Source organism: Ruegeria sp. H8, assembly GCF_056532905.1.
This window is the reverse complement of record NZ_JBQFNY010000015.1, coordinates 45,375-60,703: the sequence shown is the minus strand read 5'-3', so window position 1 is coordinate 60,703 and position 15,329 is coordinate 45,375. Positions and strand designations below refer to the sequence as shown.

Annotated in this window: 10 protein-coding genes; 2 read left to right on the top strand and 8 right to left on the bottom strand. The window is 58.2% G+C overall.

Annotation, left to right across the window (positions count from 1 at the left end):
* From ACR0A2_RS21330 to rpsL, 4 genes are all read right to left on the bottom strand, one after another.
* Window positions 1–91 (bottom strand): GTP-binding protein (locus ACR0A2_RS21330; protein ID WP_215675807.1); only part of this gene is annotated, 91 nt, incomplete at its 3' end.
* A 60-nt stretch (window positions 92–151) separates the two neighbouring features.
* Window positions 152–2,269: an elongation factor G gene (gene fusA, locus ACR0A2_RS21325; protein ID WP_152459172.1), complete on the bottom strand. Its 2,118-nt coding sequence runs from the start codon at window positions 2,267–2,269 to the stop codon at window positions 152–154.
* An 18-nt stretch (window positions 2,270–2,287) separates the two neighbouring features.
* Window positions 2,288–2,758: a 30S ribosomal protein S7 gene (gene rpsG, locus ACR0A2_RS21320; RefSeq protein WP_010441203.1), complete on the bottom strand. Its 471-nt coding sequence runs from the start codon at window positions 2,756–2,758 to the stop codon at window positions 2,288–2,290.
* Window positions 2,759–2,773: 15 nt separating this feature from the next.
* Window positions 2,774–3,145, bottom strand: a complete 372-nt coding sequence (gene rpsL, locus ACR0A2_RS21315) for a 30S ribosomal protein S12 (protein WP_005621086.1) — start codon at window positions 3,143–3,145, stop codon at window positions 2,774–2,776.
* A gap of 390 nt (window positions 3,146–3,535) precedes the next feature.
* Between rpsL and ACR0A2_RS21310 the strand changes: the two genes are divergently transcribed.
* Window positions 3,536–4,342 (top strand): putative rhamnosyl transferase, encoded by an 807-nt coding sequence (locus tag ACR0A2_RS21310; protein ID WP_480447624.1) that lies wholly within the window; start codon window positions 3,536–3,538, stop codon window positions 4,340–4,342.
* 4 nt (window positions 4,343–4,346) lie between these two features.
* Window positions 4,347–5,153, top strand: a complete 807-nt coding sequence (locus ACR0A2_RS21305) for a putative rhamnosyl transferase (RefSeq protein ID WP_480837169.1) — start codon at window positions 4,347–4,349, stop codon at window positions 5,151–5,153.
* On the opposite strand, the gene ACR0A2_RS21300 is transcribed toward ACR0A2_RS21305, so the two are convergent.
* The 4 genes from ACR0A2_RS21300 to rpoB form a co-directional block, all read right to left on the bottom strand.
* A complete protein-coding gene (locus ACR0A2_RS21300; protein ID WP_480837167.1) occupies window positions 5,138–6,007 on the bottom strand; it encodes a DMT family transporter in 870 nt (289 codons plus the stop codon). The two genes, ACR0A2_RS21305 and ACR0A2_RS21300, sit on opposite strands and share 16 nt — an antisense overlap.
* Window positions 6,008–6,097: 90 nt before the next feature.
* Window positions 6,098–6,499: a hypothetical protein gene (locus ACR0A2_RS21295; protein ID WP_480837165.1), complete on the bottom strand. Its 402-nt coding sequence runs from the start codon at window positions 6,497–6,499 to the stop codon at window positions 6,098–6,100.
* A 272-nt stretch (window positions 6,500–6,771) separates the two neighbouring features.
* A complete protein-coding gene (gene rpoC / locus ACR0A2_RS21290) occupies window positions 6,772–11,013 on the bottom strand; it encodes a DNA-directed RNA polymerase subunit beta' (protein ID WP_171119840.1) in 4,242 nt (1,413 codons plus the stop codon).
* Between the two features lie 50 nt (window positions 11,014–11,063).
* A complete protein-coding gene (gene rpoB / locus ACR0A2_RS21285; RefSeq protein WP_480837163.1) occupies window positions 11,064–15,200 on the bottom strand; it encodes a DNA-directed RNA polymerase subunit beta in 4,137 nt (1,378 codons plus the stop codon).
* Window positions 15,201–15,329 lie beyond the last annotated feature (129 nt).

Genomic DNA, 15,329 nt, shown 5'->3' with positions numbered 1-15,329 from the left:
CTGCGGTCAGCGTGGTCTTGCCGTGGTCAACGTGGCCAATCGTGCCGATGTTGACGTGCGGTTTTGTACGCTCAAACTTTTCCTTTGCCATGATGGCCTCCTTTTTCGGTAATGAAGGGAGCGTGATACCCACGCTCCCTCAAATCTTCGCTTATGCGTATTTCGCCTGGATCTCGTCCGAGATGTTCTGCGGAACCGGATCGTAGTGGTCGAACTGCATGGTGAACTGGGCACGGCCCGACGACATCGAACGCAGGGTGTTGATGTAGCCGAACATGTTCGCCAGCGGAACGAACGCGTCGATCGCAATTGCGTTGCCGCGCGGTTCCTGACCAGACACCTGGCCACGACGCGAGGTCAGGTCACCGATGATACCGCCGGTGTATTCTTCCGGGGTGATCACTTCGACCTTCATGATCGGTTCCAGCAGCTTCGCGCCAGCTTTGCGCATGCCTTCACGCATACACATACGGGCTGCGATTTCGAACGCCAGAACGCTCGAGTCAACGTCGTGGAACTTACCGTCCAGCAGGGCAACCTTGAAGTCGATCACGGGGAAGCCAGCCAGAGGGCCGCTGTCCATGACAGACTGGATGCCTTTTTCGACACCCGGGATGTATTCCTTCGGAACAGCACCACCAACGATGCGGCTTTCGAACGAATAACCTTCGCCCGGCTCGGTCGGAGTGATCTCAAGCTTGACCTCGGCGAACTGACCCGAACCACCCGACTGTTTCTTGTGGGTGTAGGTGTGCTCGACCGGCATCGAGATGGTTTCACGATAGGCCACCTGCGGCGCACCGATATTGGCTTCGACCTTGAACTCGCGCTTGAGGCGGTCAACCAGGATGTCCAGGTGAAGTTCGCCCATGCCCTTCATGATGGTCTGACCCGATTCCAGATCGGTTTCCACACGGAAGGACGGGTCTTCGGCCGCCAGACGCGCCAGACCCTGAGACATCTTCTCCTGGTCGCCCTTGGTTTTGGGCTCGACCGCGATCTCGATCACTGGATCGGGGAAGGTCATGGTTTCCAGAACCACCGGATCCTTCGCGTCACACAGGGTGTCACCGGTGGTGGTGTCTTTCAGACCCGCCAGCGCGATGATGTCGCCTGCAAACGCTTCTTCGATCTCTTCCCGGTTGTTCGAGTGCATCATCATCATACGACCGATGCGTTCTTTCTTGCCTTTGGTCGAGTTCAGGATCGAGTCACCCTTGTTCAGCACGCCCGAATAAATCCGGGTGAAGGTCAGCGAACCGACAAAGGGGTCGTTCATGATTTTGAACGCCAGGCCCGAGAACGCCATGTTGTCGTCGGCACGACGGGCGATGTCCCGAACTTCGTCCTCGTCACCGGGTTTGAAGCCCATGTAATCGACAACGTCCAGCGGGCTGGGCAGATAGTCGATCACAGCGTTGAGCAGCGGCTGAACGCCTTTGTTCTTGAACGCTGAACCACCCAGAACCGGAACGAACGCGATTTCCAGTGTGCCCTTGCGCAGCAGTTTACGCAGGGTCGGAACGTCGGGCTCATTGCCTTCCAGGTATTCCATCATCGCGTCGTCGTCCATTTCGACGGCCGCTTCGATCATCTTGCCGCGCCATTCTTCAGCCATGTCTTTCAGGCTGTCGCGGATCGGAGCTTTGATCCAGCTTGCACCCAGGTCTTCACCCTGCCACAGCCATTCTTCCATGGTGACCAGGTCGATCAGACCTTCCAGCTCGGATTCGGCGCCGATCGGGATACCAACCGGAACAGCACGTGCGCCGGTGCGGTCTTCGATCATGCGAACGCAGTTGAAGAAGTCTGCGCCGATCTTGTCCATCTTGTTGACGAAAACCATACGCGGAACCTTGTAGCGGTCAGCCTGACGCCACACGGTTTCGGTCTGGGGCTCAACACCGGCGTTTGCGTCGAGAACGCAGACGGCACCGTCGAGAACCGCCAGCGAGCGTTCGACTTCGATGGTGAAGTCAACGTGGCCGGGGGTGTCGATGATGTTCAGGCGGTGCTTGGGGGTATCAGCGGTTTTACCGTCCTCGGTGCGTTCCCAGAACGTGGTGGTCGCAGCCGAAGTGATGGTGATGCCGCGTTCCTGCTCCTGCTCCATCCAGTCCATGGTGGCGGCACCATCGTGCACCTCACCGATGTTGTGGGATTTACCAGTATAATACAGGATGCGTTCCGAGCAGGTCGTCTTGCCTGCATCGATGTGCGCCATGATACCGAAGTTACGGTATAGTTCGAGCGGATATTCGCGTGCCATTTGGATAAGCCTCTAGAATTACCAGCGGTAATGGCTGAAGGCTTTGTTCGCCTCGGCCATCTTGTGGGTGTCTTCGCGCTTCTTAACGGCAGTACCGCGGGACTGTACGGCGTCCAGCAGTTCGCCGGCGAGGCGTTCTTCCATGGTGTTTTCGTTGCGGCCGCGCGCAGCGGTGATCAGCCAGCGGATGGCCAGTGCTTCGCGGCGCTCGGGGCGCACTTCGACCGGAACCTGGTAGGTTGCACCACCAACCCGGCGCGAGCGAACCTCGACCGAAGGTTTGATGTTGTCGAGCGCTTCGTGGAACACTTCGACAGGAGCGCGCTTTACCTTGTTCTCAACGCGGTCAAATGCGTTGTAGACGATGCGCTCTGCGACCGACTTCTTGCCGTCGATCATCAGGTTGTTCATGAATTTGGTCAGTACCTTGTCGCCAAATTTGGCGTCAGGCAGGACTTCGCGTTTTTCGGCGGCGTGACGACGTGACATATCAGCCTCTCCTTCTTACTTGGGACGCTTCGCGCCGTATTTCGAACGACGTTGCTTACGGTCTTTGACGCCCTGAGTATCCAGAACACCGCGCAGGATGTGGTAACGCACACCGGGAAGGTCTTTCACACGGCCGCCACGGATCAGAACAACCGAGTGTTCCTGCAGGTTGTGGCTTTCACCGGGGATGTACGAGATGACCTCGAACCCGTTGGTCAGGCGCACTTTGGCAACCTTACGCATCGCCGAGTTCGGCTTTTTAGGCGTTGTGGTATAGACACGTGTGCAGACACCGCGCTTTTGCGGGCACTGCTCCAGGTGCATGGACTTCGAGCGTTTGACTTTGGGCTGCCGCGGCTTGCGGATCAGCTGTTGAATAGTTGGCATTCCGGTTCTTTCCCCGTTTTGCAACACACATGACATGCACGCGCGTTGCGTGCGGCTAAATTCGCTGCACTTATGCGTCCACAAGCGCAAAACCCACGAGCGTTCCCATTCCGAGGTGAACGTCGCGGTTGGTTCTCAGAGGGCGCGAACTGCAAAATTGTCCGGGCCTTGACCAGTTCATTACTGGAATCGGCTACGGGGCGGCCCCCTGTACCGAGATGACGCGCGTATAGGGGGAGTCGTCCCAAGTGTCAACAGCACGATACCGGCGCCCCGGCGCGCGCGTTGAATGCAGCCTGTAGGATTGCCATTCCTGCGCGCCGCTGTCCCGGTTGCGGCTGTACCGCGGCAAGGGCATAGTCGGGTCGAATATCTGCTGATGGATTACAGATGCAAGTGATTGGCCTTTGCCGATTTTCCTATCCCGCAACCGGCGGTTTTCGGCTGAACCGGGATACGATCGAAGAACAACGGCAATTTCTGTATGCCCCCGACCGGCTGGAAGAACGCTTTCGTCTTTTCGAGGTGATCACCCTGCCCGGTTTTCGCACCCAGACCGATGAGACGTTCGAGTTGTATGTTTTGACCGGGACATGCCTGCCTCGGATCCATGCGGACCGGCTGCGCGACCTGACCGCCGGGATCAAACAGATCCGTATCATTGCAAAAGAACCAGGGGATCATAAGCAGATTGTACGAGAGGTGCTCAACACCGCCCGCGCGGACCCGCATCAGCCCTGCCTACAGTTTCGGCATGATGACGATGACGCCGTTTCCGTTGATTTCATAGAACGCCTCCGCGCTGCTGTTGTCGAAAACACCGGGCTGATGCAGCAGAGCGAGTCCGTCGGTGTAGATTTCAATCAAGGGTACATCGCCCGGCGCGAGGCCCGCGGAATTCGGGCCGCTCGGGTCTATCGATCGCTGCTGGGCGTTGGCCTGGGCATGTATGTTCAAGCCGGCAGCAGGCGGACGATCTTTGACCGGCTGCACAACAGGCTCGCCCGGTTCATGCCTGTGGTCAGCTATCCGGACACGCCCATGTGGGTAAGGATGCTGCACGATTTCAACGACTCGGACCACGCGCGCAAAGATACCAGCGAGTTGTCGCCTTTCACGCCAGAACAGGCAGAAGACTTGCGGGTACGGTTCTCGATCGACCCTGACGCATTCGAGGCCAGATATGCGGCGCGCTGAGAAAATGCAGGTCATCGGCCTTTGCCGGTTTTCCTATCCCGCAATTGGTGGCTTTCAGACAACGCACGAAAGTGTCGAAGAAAGACGGCAATTCCTGTACCAGCACGACAGGTTGGAAGAACGGTTTCGCCTGTTCGAGACGGTCGCCCTGCCCGGTTTCAAAAAACAGTCCGACGAAGATTTCCAACTGGTGATCGTGGTCGGCGACTGCCTGCCCAAGCCGGCATTTGACCGCCTCAACGATCTGACCGGTGGGCTGAAACAGGTGCGCATAGTCGCGAAACCTCCGGGGCGGCACAGAAAAGTCATGCAGGATGTCCTGAATTCGGCGCGGACCGATCCCGATCAACCCTGTCTTCAGTTTCGTCATGACGACGATGATGCAGTGGCCGTGGATTTTGTCGAGCGGTTCCGGGGCTGTGTCAGGGAATGCGTTGGCTTGTTCGAAAGGCACGCGATGGTCGCCGTTGACTTCAACTGCGGTTATCTGGCCCGCGCCAGTTCCGAGGGGATACGAGCCACGCGCGTGCATCGCCCATTGATCACTGCCGGTCTGGGAATGTACGTGCGGGGCGGGCAGCGGAAATCGATCATGAATTTTGCCCATAACAGGATCAACCGCGCGATGCCCGTTGTGACCCGACCCGATAGTTCGATGTGGGTACGGGGTTTGAACCGGTTCAATGACTCACCGCGAACCAGAAACATGGATGTCGCGCTCAACCCTCTTACCCGGCAGCAGGAGCTCGAGTTTCAAACCCGTTTCGCCATTGATCCGGACATGGTCAGACGGCGTCACGCCAAGCCCTGACGCTTACGTGCCCGGAACAAGGTGAACAGACCGGCCCCCACGATCAGGACCGCACCCAGCATCGTCAGGCTGTCAGGCCATTCGCCAAACACGCCCCAACCCAACCCGAGCGCCCAGATCAGGCTGGAATATCTGAACGGTGCAACGAAACCGACATCTCCCTGACGCATGACCATGACGCTGAACAAATAGCCAAGCAGCACAAACACGGCCGCCGCCGCGACCAGGGAACCCGCCGTTGCCGAAACCGCAACCCATCCTTCGAAAACCGAGGCTATTGCCGCAGCCCCCGCTATGGAAACCGAGGTGGCAAGGGTAACCAGCATTGACGGCACGTCGGCTGACATGCGTCGTGTGATGAGGTCCCGAACTGTAATCGAAACCACTGCAACCAGCGCATAGATGGAATACACGCTGAACCCCTCTGGCCCGGGTCTTACGATCAGCAGCATTCCGACGAAACCCACGGCGATTGCCAAAGCGCGTCGCCAACCAACCTGTTCGGAAAAAACCAAAGCAGCACCCAATGTTACCGTAAGAGGCAATGCTTGAAGAATGGCCGTAACATTGGCAAGCGGCATGTTCTTCAGCGCCGTCAGGAAAAAGAATGTCGCCGCCAGCTCTGCAAGACAGCGCAGTGCAACCAACCACTTGTCATGGCGCGAAAAATTCAGATGCAACGTGCCCAGTGACCGGGCTAGCACGTAGATCAGAATTACCGCCAGAAACCCGCGCATGGCCGCCAGCTGAAACAACGGCAGATCCTGCAAGGCAACCTTCACCAGCGTATCGTTCAGGGTAAAGGCAGCCATGCTGCCCATCATCAGCAAAGCGCCTTTGGTGTTTGGAGTCATGCTGCTTCGGGCTCCGGGGCTATTGATCGCCCCGCATTGGCCGCCGAGTCGGGCTGGATGTCAACAACGCTCCAAGGGGTACAAAGATCATCAACCGAATGGAAGGATGGTCCCGAACAGGTTCAGGCTGGAAGGCTCTGTCGTGTCTTTCACAAACTCCACCCAGTCTTCCCCGTATACAAGTTCGAAAAACACAGGATATTTCCACACGAAATTATGATAGGAAAAGGTCGTCACCAACGCGCCAACCGTGAGCGCCCCGGCGAACTCTCGCAGTTTACCTTTCAGAAACAGCATAACCATGATGCAGGCCCCGCCTGCGAGGCCGAGGCTTACGAAATCCTGCGTTCCTACCTTGCCGGGCACCGGAATGCCAACCGATTGGTATTGAATCAGTCGGGACAGGAAGACCGCAAAAACACCCAGTAAAAAGGCCCCCAGAAACGCAGCGGGATACCCCAGACGTTGCCAGATACTCTCGGTTCGAGGCATAGGCGACTTGCGTGTGTTTTCTTCCGAACGCTTCTTGATTCGCGCCACACGGTCCTCGAAAGAGTTGCTTTTGGTGTCCATTGTTCAGCTCAAAATAATCCGAAAACACAGTACAGCGCTAAACCACCGATTGCAGAACCACAAGCCTGATGCAATCGGGTCAAAGGCTTTGCTCTGTCACACCGGTTCACAATTGCGTACCAGGAGAGGCGAGGAAAAAAGGCCCCACGAAATCGCAGGGCCTTTTTCTGTTTGATTCTGAATGACGCGGTTTATTCGCGGCTTTCCGGTGTTTCGACCAGAACGTCCAACTCATCCCCGACCATATCATCATCCATGATCGGTGCGGCCAGGGCGGCGGCGGCCTCGGCCTCTTCCCGGCGGGCTTCGATCACCACGTTGTCACGCGACTGCGCGATGTGGCGGACGGCCTGCGTTGCCCCACCGGTACCGGCGGGGATCAGACGACCGACGATGACGTTCTCTTTCAGGCCAACCAGCTTGTCTTTCTTGCCCTGAACCGAAGCTTCGGTCAGCACGCGGGTGGTCTCCTGGAACGACGCCGCCGAGATGAACGAGCGCGTCTGCAACGAGGCCTTGGTGATCCCCAACAGGATCGGCTCACCCTGAGCAGGGCGACCACCGCGGGCGATGGTCTTTTCGTTGGCCGCGTCGAACTCTTGCTTGTCGACATGTTCGCCCTTCAGCAGGGTGGTGTCGCCTGAATCCAGGATCTCCCACTTCTGCAGCATCTGGCGCACGATGACCTCGATGTGCTTGTCGTTGATCTTCACGCCCTGCAGACGATACACGTCCTGCACCTCGTCGATCATGTAATCGGCCAGCGCTTCGACACCCATGATGGACAGGATGTCATGCGGCGCAGGGTTACCGTCCATCAGGTATTCACCCTTCTGGATGAAGTCCCCTTCGGCGACCGGGATGTGCTTGCCCTTGGGTACCATGTACTCGATGGTCTCCATGGACTCGTCCGCCGGTTCGATGCTGATGCGGCGCTTGTTCTTGTAGTCGCGGCCAAAGCGCACGTACCCATCGGCCTCGGCGATGATCGCGTGATCCTTGGGACGGCGCGCTTCGAACAGTTCGGCCACACGCGGCAGACCACCGGTGATGTCCTTGGTCTTGGCACCTTCGCGCGGGATACGCGCGACGACGTCACCGGCTTCGACCTTCTGGCCGTCTTCGACCGACAGGATCGCATCCACCGACATCGGATAGTGAACCGGGTTGCCCGCATCGTTGCGGACCGGCTCGCCATCTTCGCCAACCAGAATGATCTCGGGCTTGAGGTCGCTGCCTTTGGGGGCGGCGCGCCAGTCGATCACGATCTTCTGGGTCATGCCGGTTGCTTCGTCGGTCTCGTCGCGGACAGCGAGGCCCGAAACCAGATCGACATATTTCGCAGTACCGGCTTTCTCGGCGATGATCGGCAGGGTGTACGGGTCCCACTCGAACAGCTTGTCGCCACGGGCCACCTTGGTGCCGTCCTTGACGAAAAGCTTCGAGCCGTAGCCCAGCTTGTGGCTGGCACGCTCTTCGCCGTGTTCGTCCTTGATCACCAGCTTCATGTTCCGGCCCATGACCAGGCTTTCGCCGGCTGCGTTGACCAGGATCTGCGGGTTCTCGAAGGAAACGATACCTTCCTGGCTGGCTTCCTGGAACGACTGCTGACCACCTTGCGCAACACCACCGATGTGGAAGGTCCGCATGGTCAGCTGTGTACCGGGTTCACCGATCGACTGAGCCGCTATAATGCCGACAGCTTCACCCGTGTTCACCATCGTACCGCGTGCAAGGTCACGACCATAGCAGGTCGCACAGACGCCTTCCTCGGACTCACAGGTCAGAGGCGAGCGGATGCGCATCGACTGAACGCCGGCTTCGTCGATGGTGTCGGCCATACGTTCGTCGATCAGCTGACCGGCTGCGACGATCACCTCATCGGTGCCCGGACGCAGAACATCGTCAGCGGCTACACGGCCCAGCACGCGCTCGGCCAGCGAGGCGACAACCTCACCGTCGTTCACAGCTGCTTCGGCGGTGATCGCACGCTCGGTGCCGCAGTCGATCTCACGAACGATACAGTCCTGCGCCACGTCCACCAGACGACGGGTCAGGTAACCCGAGTTCGCCGTTTTCAGAGCGGTATCCGACAAACCCTTACGGGCACCGTGGGTCGAGTTGAAGTACTCGAGAACGGTCAGACCTTCTTTAAAGTTCGAGATGATCGGCGTTTCGATGATGTCACCGTTCGGTTTGGCCATCAGGCCACGCATACCGCCCAGCTGTTTCATCTGAGTAACCGAGCCACGCGCACCCGAGTGGGCCATCATGTAGACCGAGTTCGGCTCCATGTCCGACCCGTCTTCGGCCTTGGCAACGTCCGAGATCGTGCTCATCATCGCCTCGGTCACGCGGTCGTTACATTTCGACCAGGCATCAACAACCTTGTTGTACTTTTCGCCCTGAGTGATCAGGCCGTCCATGTACTGCTGTTCAAAGTCTTTCACCTGGCTGCGGGTGTCATCGACGATGCTCCACTTGTCCTTCGGAATGACCATGTCATCCTTGCCGAACGAGATGCCCGCCTTGAACGCTTCCTTGAAGCCCATCGACATGATCTGGTCGCAGAAGATCACCGACTCTTTCTGACCGCAGTAACGGTAGACTGTGTCGATCACCTGCTGCACTTCTTTCTTCCGCAGCAGACGGTTGACCAGATCGAACGGCGCCTTGTTGTTCATCGGCAGCAACGCACCCAAACGCAGACGGCCCGGAGTGGTTTCATAGCGCTTCTGAACTTCGTTGCCTTCCTCGTCGATCTGCGTGATCCGGGCAGTGATTTTCGAGTGCAGATGCACCTCGCCCGCATCCAGCGCGTGCTGAACTTCTTCGATCGACCCAAAGACCTTGCCTTCGCCCGGCATGCCTTCGCGTTCCAGGGTCACATAGTACAGACCCAGGATCATATCCTGCGACGGAACGATGATCGGCGCGCCGTTTGCAGGCGACAGAACGTTGTTCGTCGACATCATCAGAACGCGCGCTTCCAGCTGTGCCTCAAGGCTGAGGGGCACGTGAACGGCCATCTGGTCGCCGTCGAAGTCGGCGTTAAAGGCCGAACAGACCAGCGGGTGCAGCTGGATGGCTTTGCCTTCGATCAGGACCGGCTCGAACGCCTGAATGCCCAAACGGTGCAGCGTCGGCGCACGGTTCAGCATGACAGGGTGTTCGCGGATCACCTCGTCGAGGATATCCCACACTTCGGGACGCTCTTTCTCGACCAGTTTCTTCGCCTGTTTCACGGTCGAAGACAGGCCCTTGGCTTCAAGGCGCGAGTAGATGAATGGCTTGAACAGCTCCAGCGCCATCTTCTTGGGCAGACCACACTGGTGCAGCTTGAGTTCCGGACCGGTCACGATGACCGAACGGCCCGAGAAGTCGACGCGTTTCCCCAGAAGGTTCTGACGGAAGCGACCCTGCTTGCCTTTCAGCATGTCAGACAGCGATTTCAGCGGACGCTTGTTGGCACCGGTAATCACGCGGCCACGACGGCCGTTGTCAAACAGAGCGTCAACGGATTCCTGCAGCATCCGCTTTTCGTTGCGGACGATGATGTCAGGCGCGCGCAGCTCGATCAGACGCTTCAGACGGTTGTTCCGGTTGATGACGCGGCGATACAGATCGTTCAGATCAGACGTCGCGAAACGGCCACCATCCAGCGGAACCAGCGGACGCAGTTCCGGCGGAATAACCGGGATCACGGTCATCACCATCCATTCGGGCCGGTTGCCCGACTCGAGGAAGGATTCAACAACCTTCAGACGCTTGATGATCTTCTTGGGCTTCAGCTCGCCGGTTGCTTCGGCCAGATCAGCGCGCAGCTGCTCGGCTTCGGCTTCCAGATCGATCTGAGCCAGCATTTCACGGATAGCTTCCGCACCGATGTTCGCCGTGAACGCGTCCATGCCATAGGCATCCTGCGCGTCCATGTACTCTTCTTCGGTCAGCATCTGGCCATAAGACAGGTCGGTCAGACCGGGCTCGATGACGACATAGTTTTCAAAGTACAGAACACGTTCCAGATCGCGCAGCGTCATGTCCAGCATCAGACCGATGCGGGACGGCAGCGATTTCAGGAACCAGATGTGCGCAACGGGCGCCGCCAGTTCGATATGGCCCATACGCTCGCGGCGGACTTTCTGCAGAGTGACTTCCACACCGCATTTCTCGCAGACAACGCCGCGATACTTCATCCGCTTGTATTTGCCGCACAGACATTCGTAATCTTTGATCGGGCCAAAGATACGCGCGCAGAACAGGCCGTCACGTTCAGGCTTGAACGTCCGGTAGTTGATGGTTTCGGGTTTCTTGATCTCGCCATAGGACCAAGACAGAATCCGCTCAGGGCTCGCCAGCGAGACCTTGATCTCGTCGAAAACCTTCGGGGGCGTCAGCGGGTTGAACGGGTTGTTGGTGATTTCCTGGTTCATTTGTTACCTCAAATCTTGCGGAAGGGGGGACGGGAGAAAGGGCAGCGCCCTTACTCCTCAACCTCCGCATCCAGGAGTTCCATATTCAGGCCGAGGCCACGGACTTCTTTAACCAGAACGTTGAACGATTCCGGTACGCCCGCTTCAAAGTTATCCTCGCCCTTGACGATCGACTCATAGACCTTGGTCCGGCCGGCGACGTCATCCGATTTAACGGTGAGCATCTCCTGCAGGGTGTAGGCGGCGCCGTAAGCTTCCAGAGCCCAGACTTCCATCTCACCAAAGCGCTGACCACCGAACTGCGCCTTACCACCCAGCGGCTGCTGAGTAACCAGCGAGTACGGGCCGGTCGAACGCGCGTGGATTTTGTCGTCCACCAGGTGGTGCAGTTTCAGCAGGTACTTGATGCCCACGGTCACCGGACGCGCGAATTGCTCACCGGTACGACCGTCGAACAGGATCGACTGACCGCTTTCCGAGAAGCCCGCGCGCACCAGCGCGTCGTTGACGTCAGCCTCTTTGGCGCCGTCAAAGACCGGGGTTGCGATCGGAACACCGCGGGTGACGTTGCTGGCCGCTTCGATCAGCTGGTCCTCGTCCATGCCGCTGATGCCCTCTTCATAGACATCCTCGCCATAGGCGTGTTTCATCGCGTCACGTACCGGCGTCAGATCGCCCGAACGGCGGTATTCCTGCAGCGCCTCATCGATGTTCAGACCCAGACCGCGTGCGGCCCAACCCATATGGGTTTCAAGGATCTGGCCAACGTTCATACGCGAAGGCACGCCCAGCGGGTTCAGACAGAAGTCGACCGGCGTACCATCGGCCAGGAACGGCATGTCTTCCATCGGAACAACCTTGGAGATCACACCTTTGTTCCCGTGGCGACCAGCCATCTTGTCACCCGGCTGCAACTTGCGCTTCACGGCGATGAAGACTTTGACCATCTTCATCACACCCGGCGGCAGATCGTCGCCACGACGGACTTTCTCGACCTTGTCTTCGAAACGGGCGTCCAGAGCACGCTTTTGCACTTCGTACTGCTCGTTCAGAGCTTCGACGATTTGTGCGTCCTGCTCGTCTTCCAGCGCCAGCTGCCACCACTGACCACGGGTCAGGGTTTCCAGCAGTTCCTCGGTGATCACCGACCCTGCCTTGACGCCTTTCGGGCCTTTGACAGCGGTTTTACCCAGGATCAGACCTTGCAGACGCGCATAGATGTTGCGGTCCAGGATCGCCAGCTCATCGTCCCGGTCACGGGCCAGACGTTCGACTTCCTCACGCTCGATCTGCAGCGCACGCTCATCTTTCTCGACGCCGTGACGGTTGAAGACGCGGACTTCCACGACCGTACCGTAATCGCCCGGCTTCACGCGCAGCGAGGTGTCGCGCACGTCAGATGCTTTTTCACCGAAGATGGCGCGCAGCAGCTTTTCTTCCGGGGTCATCGGGCTTTCGCCCTTCGGAGTGATCTTGCCGACCAGAATATCGCCCGGTTCAACATCCGCGCCGATGTAAACGATGCCCGCCTCGTCGAGGTTGCGCAGCGCTTCTTCACCAACGTTCGGGATGTCGCGGGTGATCTCTTCCGGGCCCAGCTTGGTGTCACGGGCGGCGACTTCGAATTCCTCGATATGGACCGAGGTAAAGACGTCGTCACGCGCGATACGTTCCGAGATCAGGATCGAGTCTTCGTAGTTGTAACCGTTCCACGGCATGAACGCGACGACCACGTTCTTACCCAAAGCCAGTTCACCCATATCGGTCGACGGACCGTCGGCAATGACCTCGCCCTTCTGGACGGTGTCACCCACCTTGATCAGCGGACGCTGGTTGATGCAGGTGTTCTGGTTCGAACGCTGGAATTTGCGCAGACGATAGATGTCAACGCCAGCGTCGCCCAGTTCCAGATCTTCGGTGGCGCGGATCACGATACGCTGGGCATCGACCTGGTCGATGATACCGGCACGTTTCGCCTGAATCGCAGCACCCGAGTCAATCGCAACCTTTTCCTCGATGCCGGTACCGACCAGCGGTGCCTCGGCCCGCAGCAGCGGAACCGCCTGACGTTGCATGTTCGAGCCCATCAGAGCGCGGTTAGCGTCGTCATTTTCAAGGAACGGGATCAGCGATGCAGCGACCGAGACCAGCTGTTTCGGCGACACGTCGATCAGGTCCACATTCTCGCGCGGGGCAAGCGTGTAATCACCCGCCTGACGGGTCGAAACCAGATCATTGATGAACTTGCCATCGGCATCCAAGGTCGCGTTCGCCTGCGCCACGGTGTGACGCATCTCCTCGGTCGCGGACATGTAGTGAACCTCATCGGTCACCTCGGCGTCTTTGACGACGCGGTACGGTGTTTCGATGAAGCCATACTTGTTCACGCGGGCAAAGGTGGCCAGCGAGTTGATCAGACCGATGTTCGGACCTTCCGGCGTTTCAATCGGACACATCCGGCCATAGTGGGTCGGGTGTACGTCACGCACCTCAAAGCCCGCACGCTCACGTGTCAGACCACCGGGGCCAAGCGCCGAGAGACGGCGTTTGTGGGTGACTTCCGACAGCGGGTTGGTCTGGTCCATGAACTGCGACAGCTGCGACGAGCCGAAGAATTCGCGGACAGCAGCCGCAGCAGGTTTCGCGTTGATCAGGTCCTGAGGCATGACGGTGTCGATTTCAACCGACGACATACGCTCTTTGATCGCGCGCTCCATGCGCAGCAGACCGACGCGGTACTGGTTTTCCATCAGTTCGCCAACCGAACGCACGCGACGGTTGCCGAGGTGGTCGATATCGTCCACATCGCCTTTGCCGTCACGCAGTTCCACCAGCGCCTTGATACAGGCCACGATGTCTTCGCGGCGCAGGGTACGCAGGGTGTCGGGCGCATCCAAAGCCAGACGCATATTCATCTTCACGCGGCCAACAGCGGACAGGTCATACCGCTCGCTGTCGAAGAACAACGTGTCAAACAGAGCCGACGCAGCCTCGACGGTGGGCGGCTCACCCGGACGCATGACGCGGTAGATGTCCATCAGCGCGCTTTCACGGTTCAGGTTCTTGTCCTGAGCCATGGTGTTGCGCATGTAGGGGCCTACATTGACGTTGTCGATGTCCAGAACCGGGATGTCGGTGATGCCCGCATCGATCAGTTCCTTGACGGTGCCACCGATCAGGTCGCCATCCTTGTCGTATTCCAGGGTCAGCTCATCACCGGCTTCGACATAGATCGCGCCGGTTTCTTCGTTGATGATGTCCTTGGCGACAAACTTGCCGACGATGTGATCAAACGGAACCAGCAGATCAGTGACGGTTCCTTCGTCGATCAGCTTCTTGACCGCGCGCGGGGTAACCTTCTTGCCTGCTTCGGCAATCACTTCACCGGATTTGGCGTCAACCAGATCATAGGTCGGGCGTGTGCCGCGCACGCGCTCGGGGAAGAACGGTGTCACCCAACCCTTGTTTTTGTCCAGCTTGTAGGACACGGTGTTGTAATACGCGTCCATGATCGCTTCCTGATCCAGACCCAGCGCATAAAGCAGGGTTGTCACAGGCAGTTTGCGGCGACGGTCGATCCGGGCGAACACGATATCCTTGGCGTCAAACTCGAAGTCCAGCCAGCTGCCGCGATACGGGATGATGCGGCAGGCAAACAGCAGCTTGCCCGAGGAATGAGTCTTGCCTTTGTCGTGGTCAAAGAACACGCCGGGCGAACGGTGCATCTGCGATACGATCACACGCTCGGTCCCGTTCACGACAAAAGTGCCGTTCGGCGTCATCAAAGGCATATCGCCCATGAAGACATCCTGTTCCTTGATGTCCTTTACCGATTTTGCGCCGGTGTCCTCATCGACATCGAACACGATCAGACGCAAGGTAACCTTCAGCGGTGCGCTGTAGGTCATGTCGCGCTGCATGCACTCTTCAACGTCGTATTTGGGTTTTTCCAGATCGTATTTCACGAATTCCAGAACGGAGGTTTCGTTGAAATCCTTGATCGGGAAAACCGACTGGAACACACCTTTGATGCCTTCGCCGTCAGTAGGCTGCTCTGCATCGCCGGAGCGCAGGAAAAGATCATAAGAAGATTTCTGGACCTCAATAAGGTTCGGCATCTCCAGCACTTCGCGGATTTTGCCGTAATATTTACGAAGACGTTTCTGGCCAAGGAACGTTTGAGCCATGTCAGATGTCACCTTTCGATGTTCTCAGCGGGCAAAGACACCGTCGGGCCCCGGCATCTTGCACAATCGAGACAACACGTCCGGATCAATTCATGGCCACCGTCCCGAAGGCGGCCTCCCGATCCGAAA

Bases quoted from the DNA above. Each gene is read 5' to 3' on its own strand.
- fusA (WP_152459172.1), bottom strand. From the start codon at position 2,269: ATGGCACGCGAATATCCGCTCGAACTATACCGTAACTTCGGTATCATG.
- rpsG (WP_010441203.1), bottom strand. From the start codon at position 2,758: ATGTCACGTCGTCACGCCGCCGAAAAACGCGAAGTCCTGCCTGACGCC.
- rpoB (WP_480837163.1), bottom strand. From the start codon at position 15,200: ATGGCTCAAACGTTCCTTGGCCAGAAACGTCTTCGTAAATATTACGGC.
- rpsL (WP_005621086.1), bottom strand. From the start codon at position 3,145: ATGCCAACTATTCAACAGCTGATCCGCAAGCCGCGGCAGCCCAAAGTC.
- ACR0A2_RS21310 (WP_480447624.1), top strand. From the start codon at position 3,536: ATGCAAGTGATTGGCCTTTGCCGATTTTCCTATCCCGCAACCGGCGGT.
- ACR0A2_RS21305 (WP_480837169.1), top strand. From the start codon at position 4,347: ATGCAGGTCATCGGCCTTTGCCGGTTTTCCTATCCCGCAATTGGTGGC.
- ACR0A2_RS21295 (WP_480837165.1), bottom strand. From the start codon at position 6,499: ATGCCTCGAACCGAGAGTATCTGGCAACGTCTGGGGTATCCCGCTGCG.
- rpoC (WP_171119840.1), bottom strand. From the start codon at position 11,013: ATGAACCAGGAAATCACCAACAACCCGTTCAACCCGCTGACGCCCCCG.
- ACR0A2_RS21300 (WP_480837167.1), bottom strand. From the start codon at position 6,007: ATGACTCCAAACACCAAAGGCGCTTTGCTGATGATGGGCAGCATGGCT.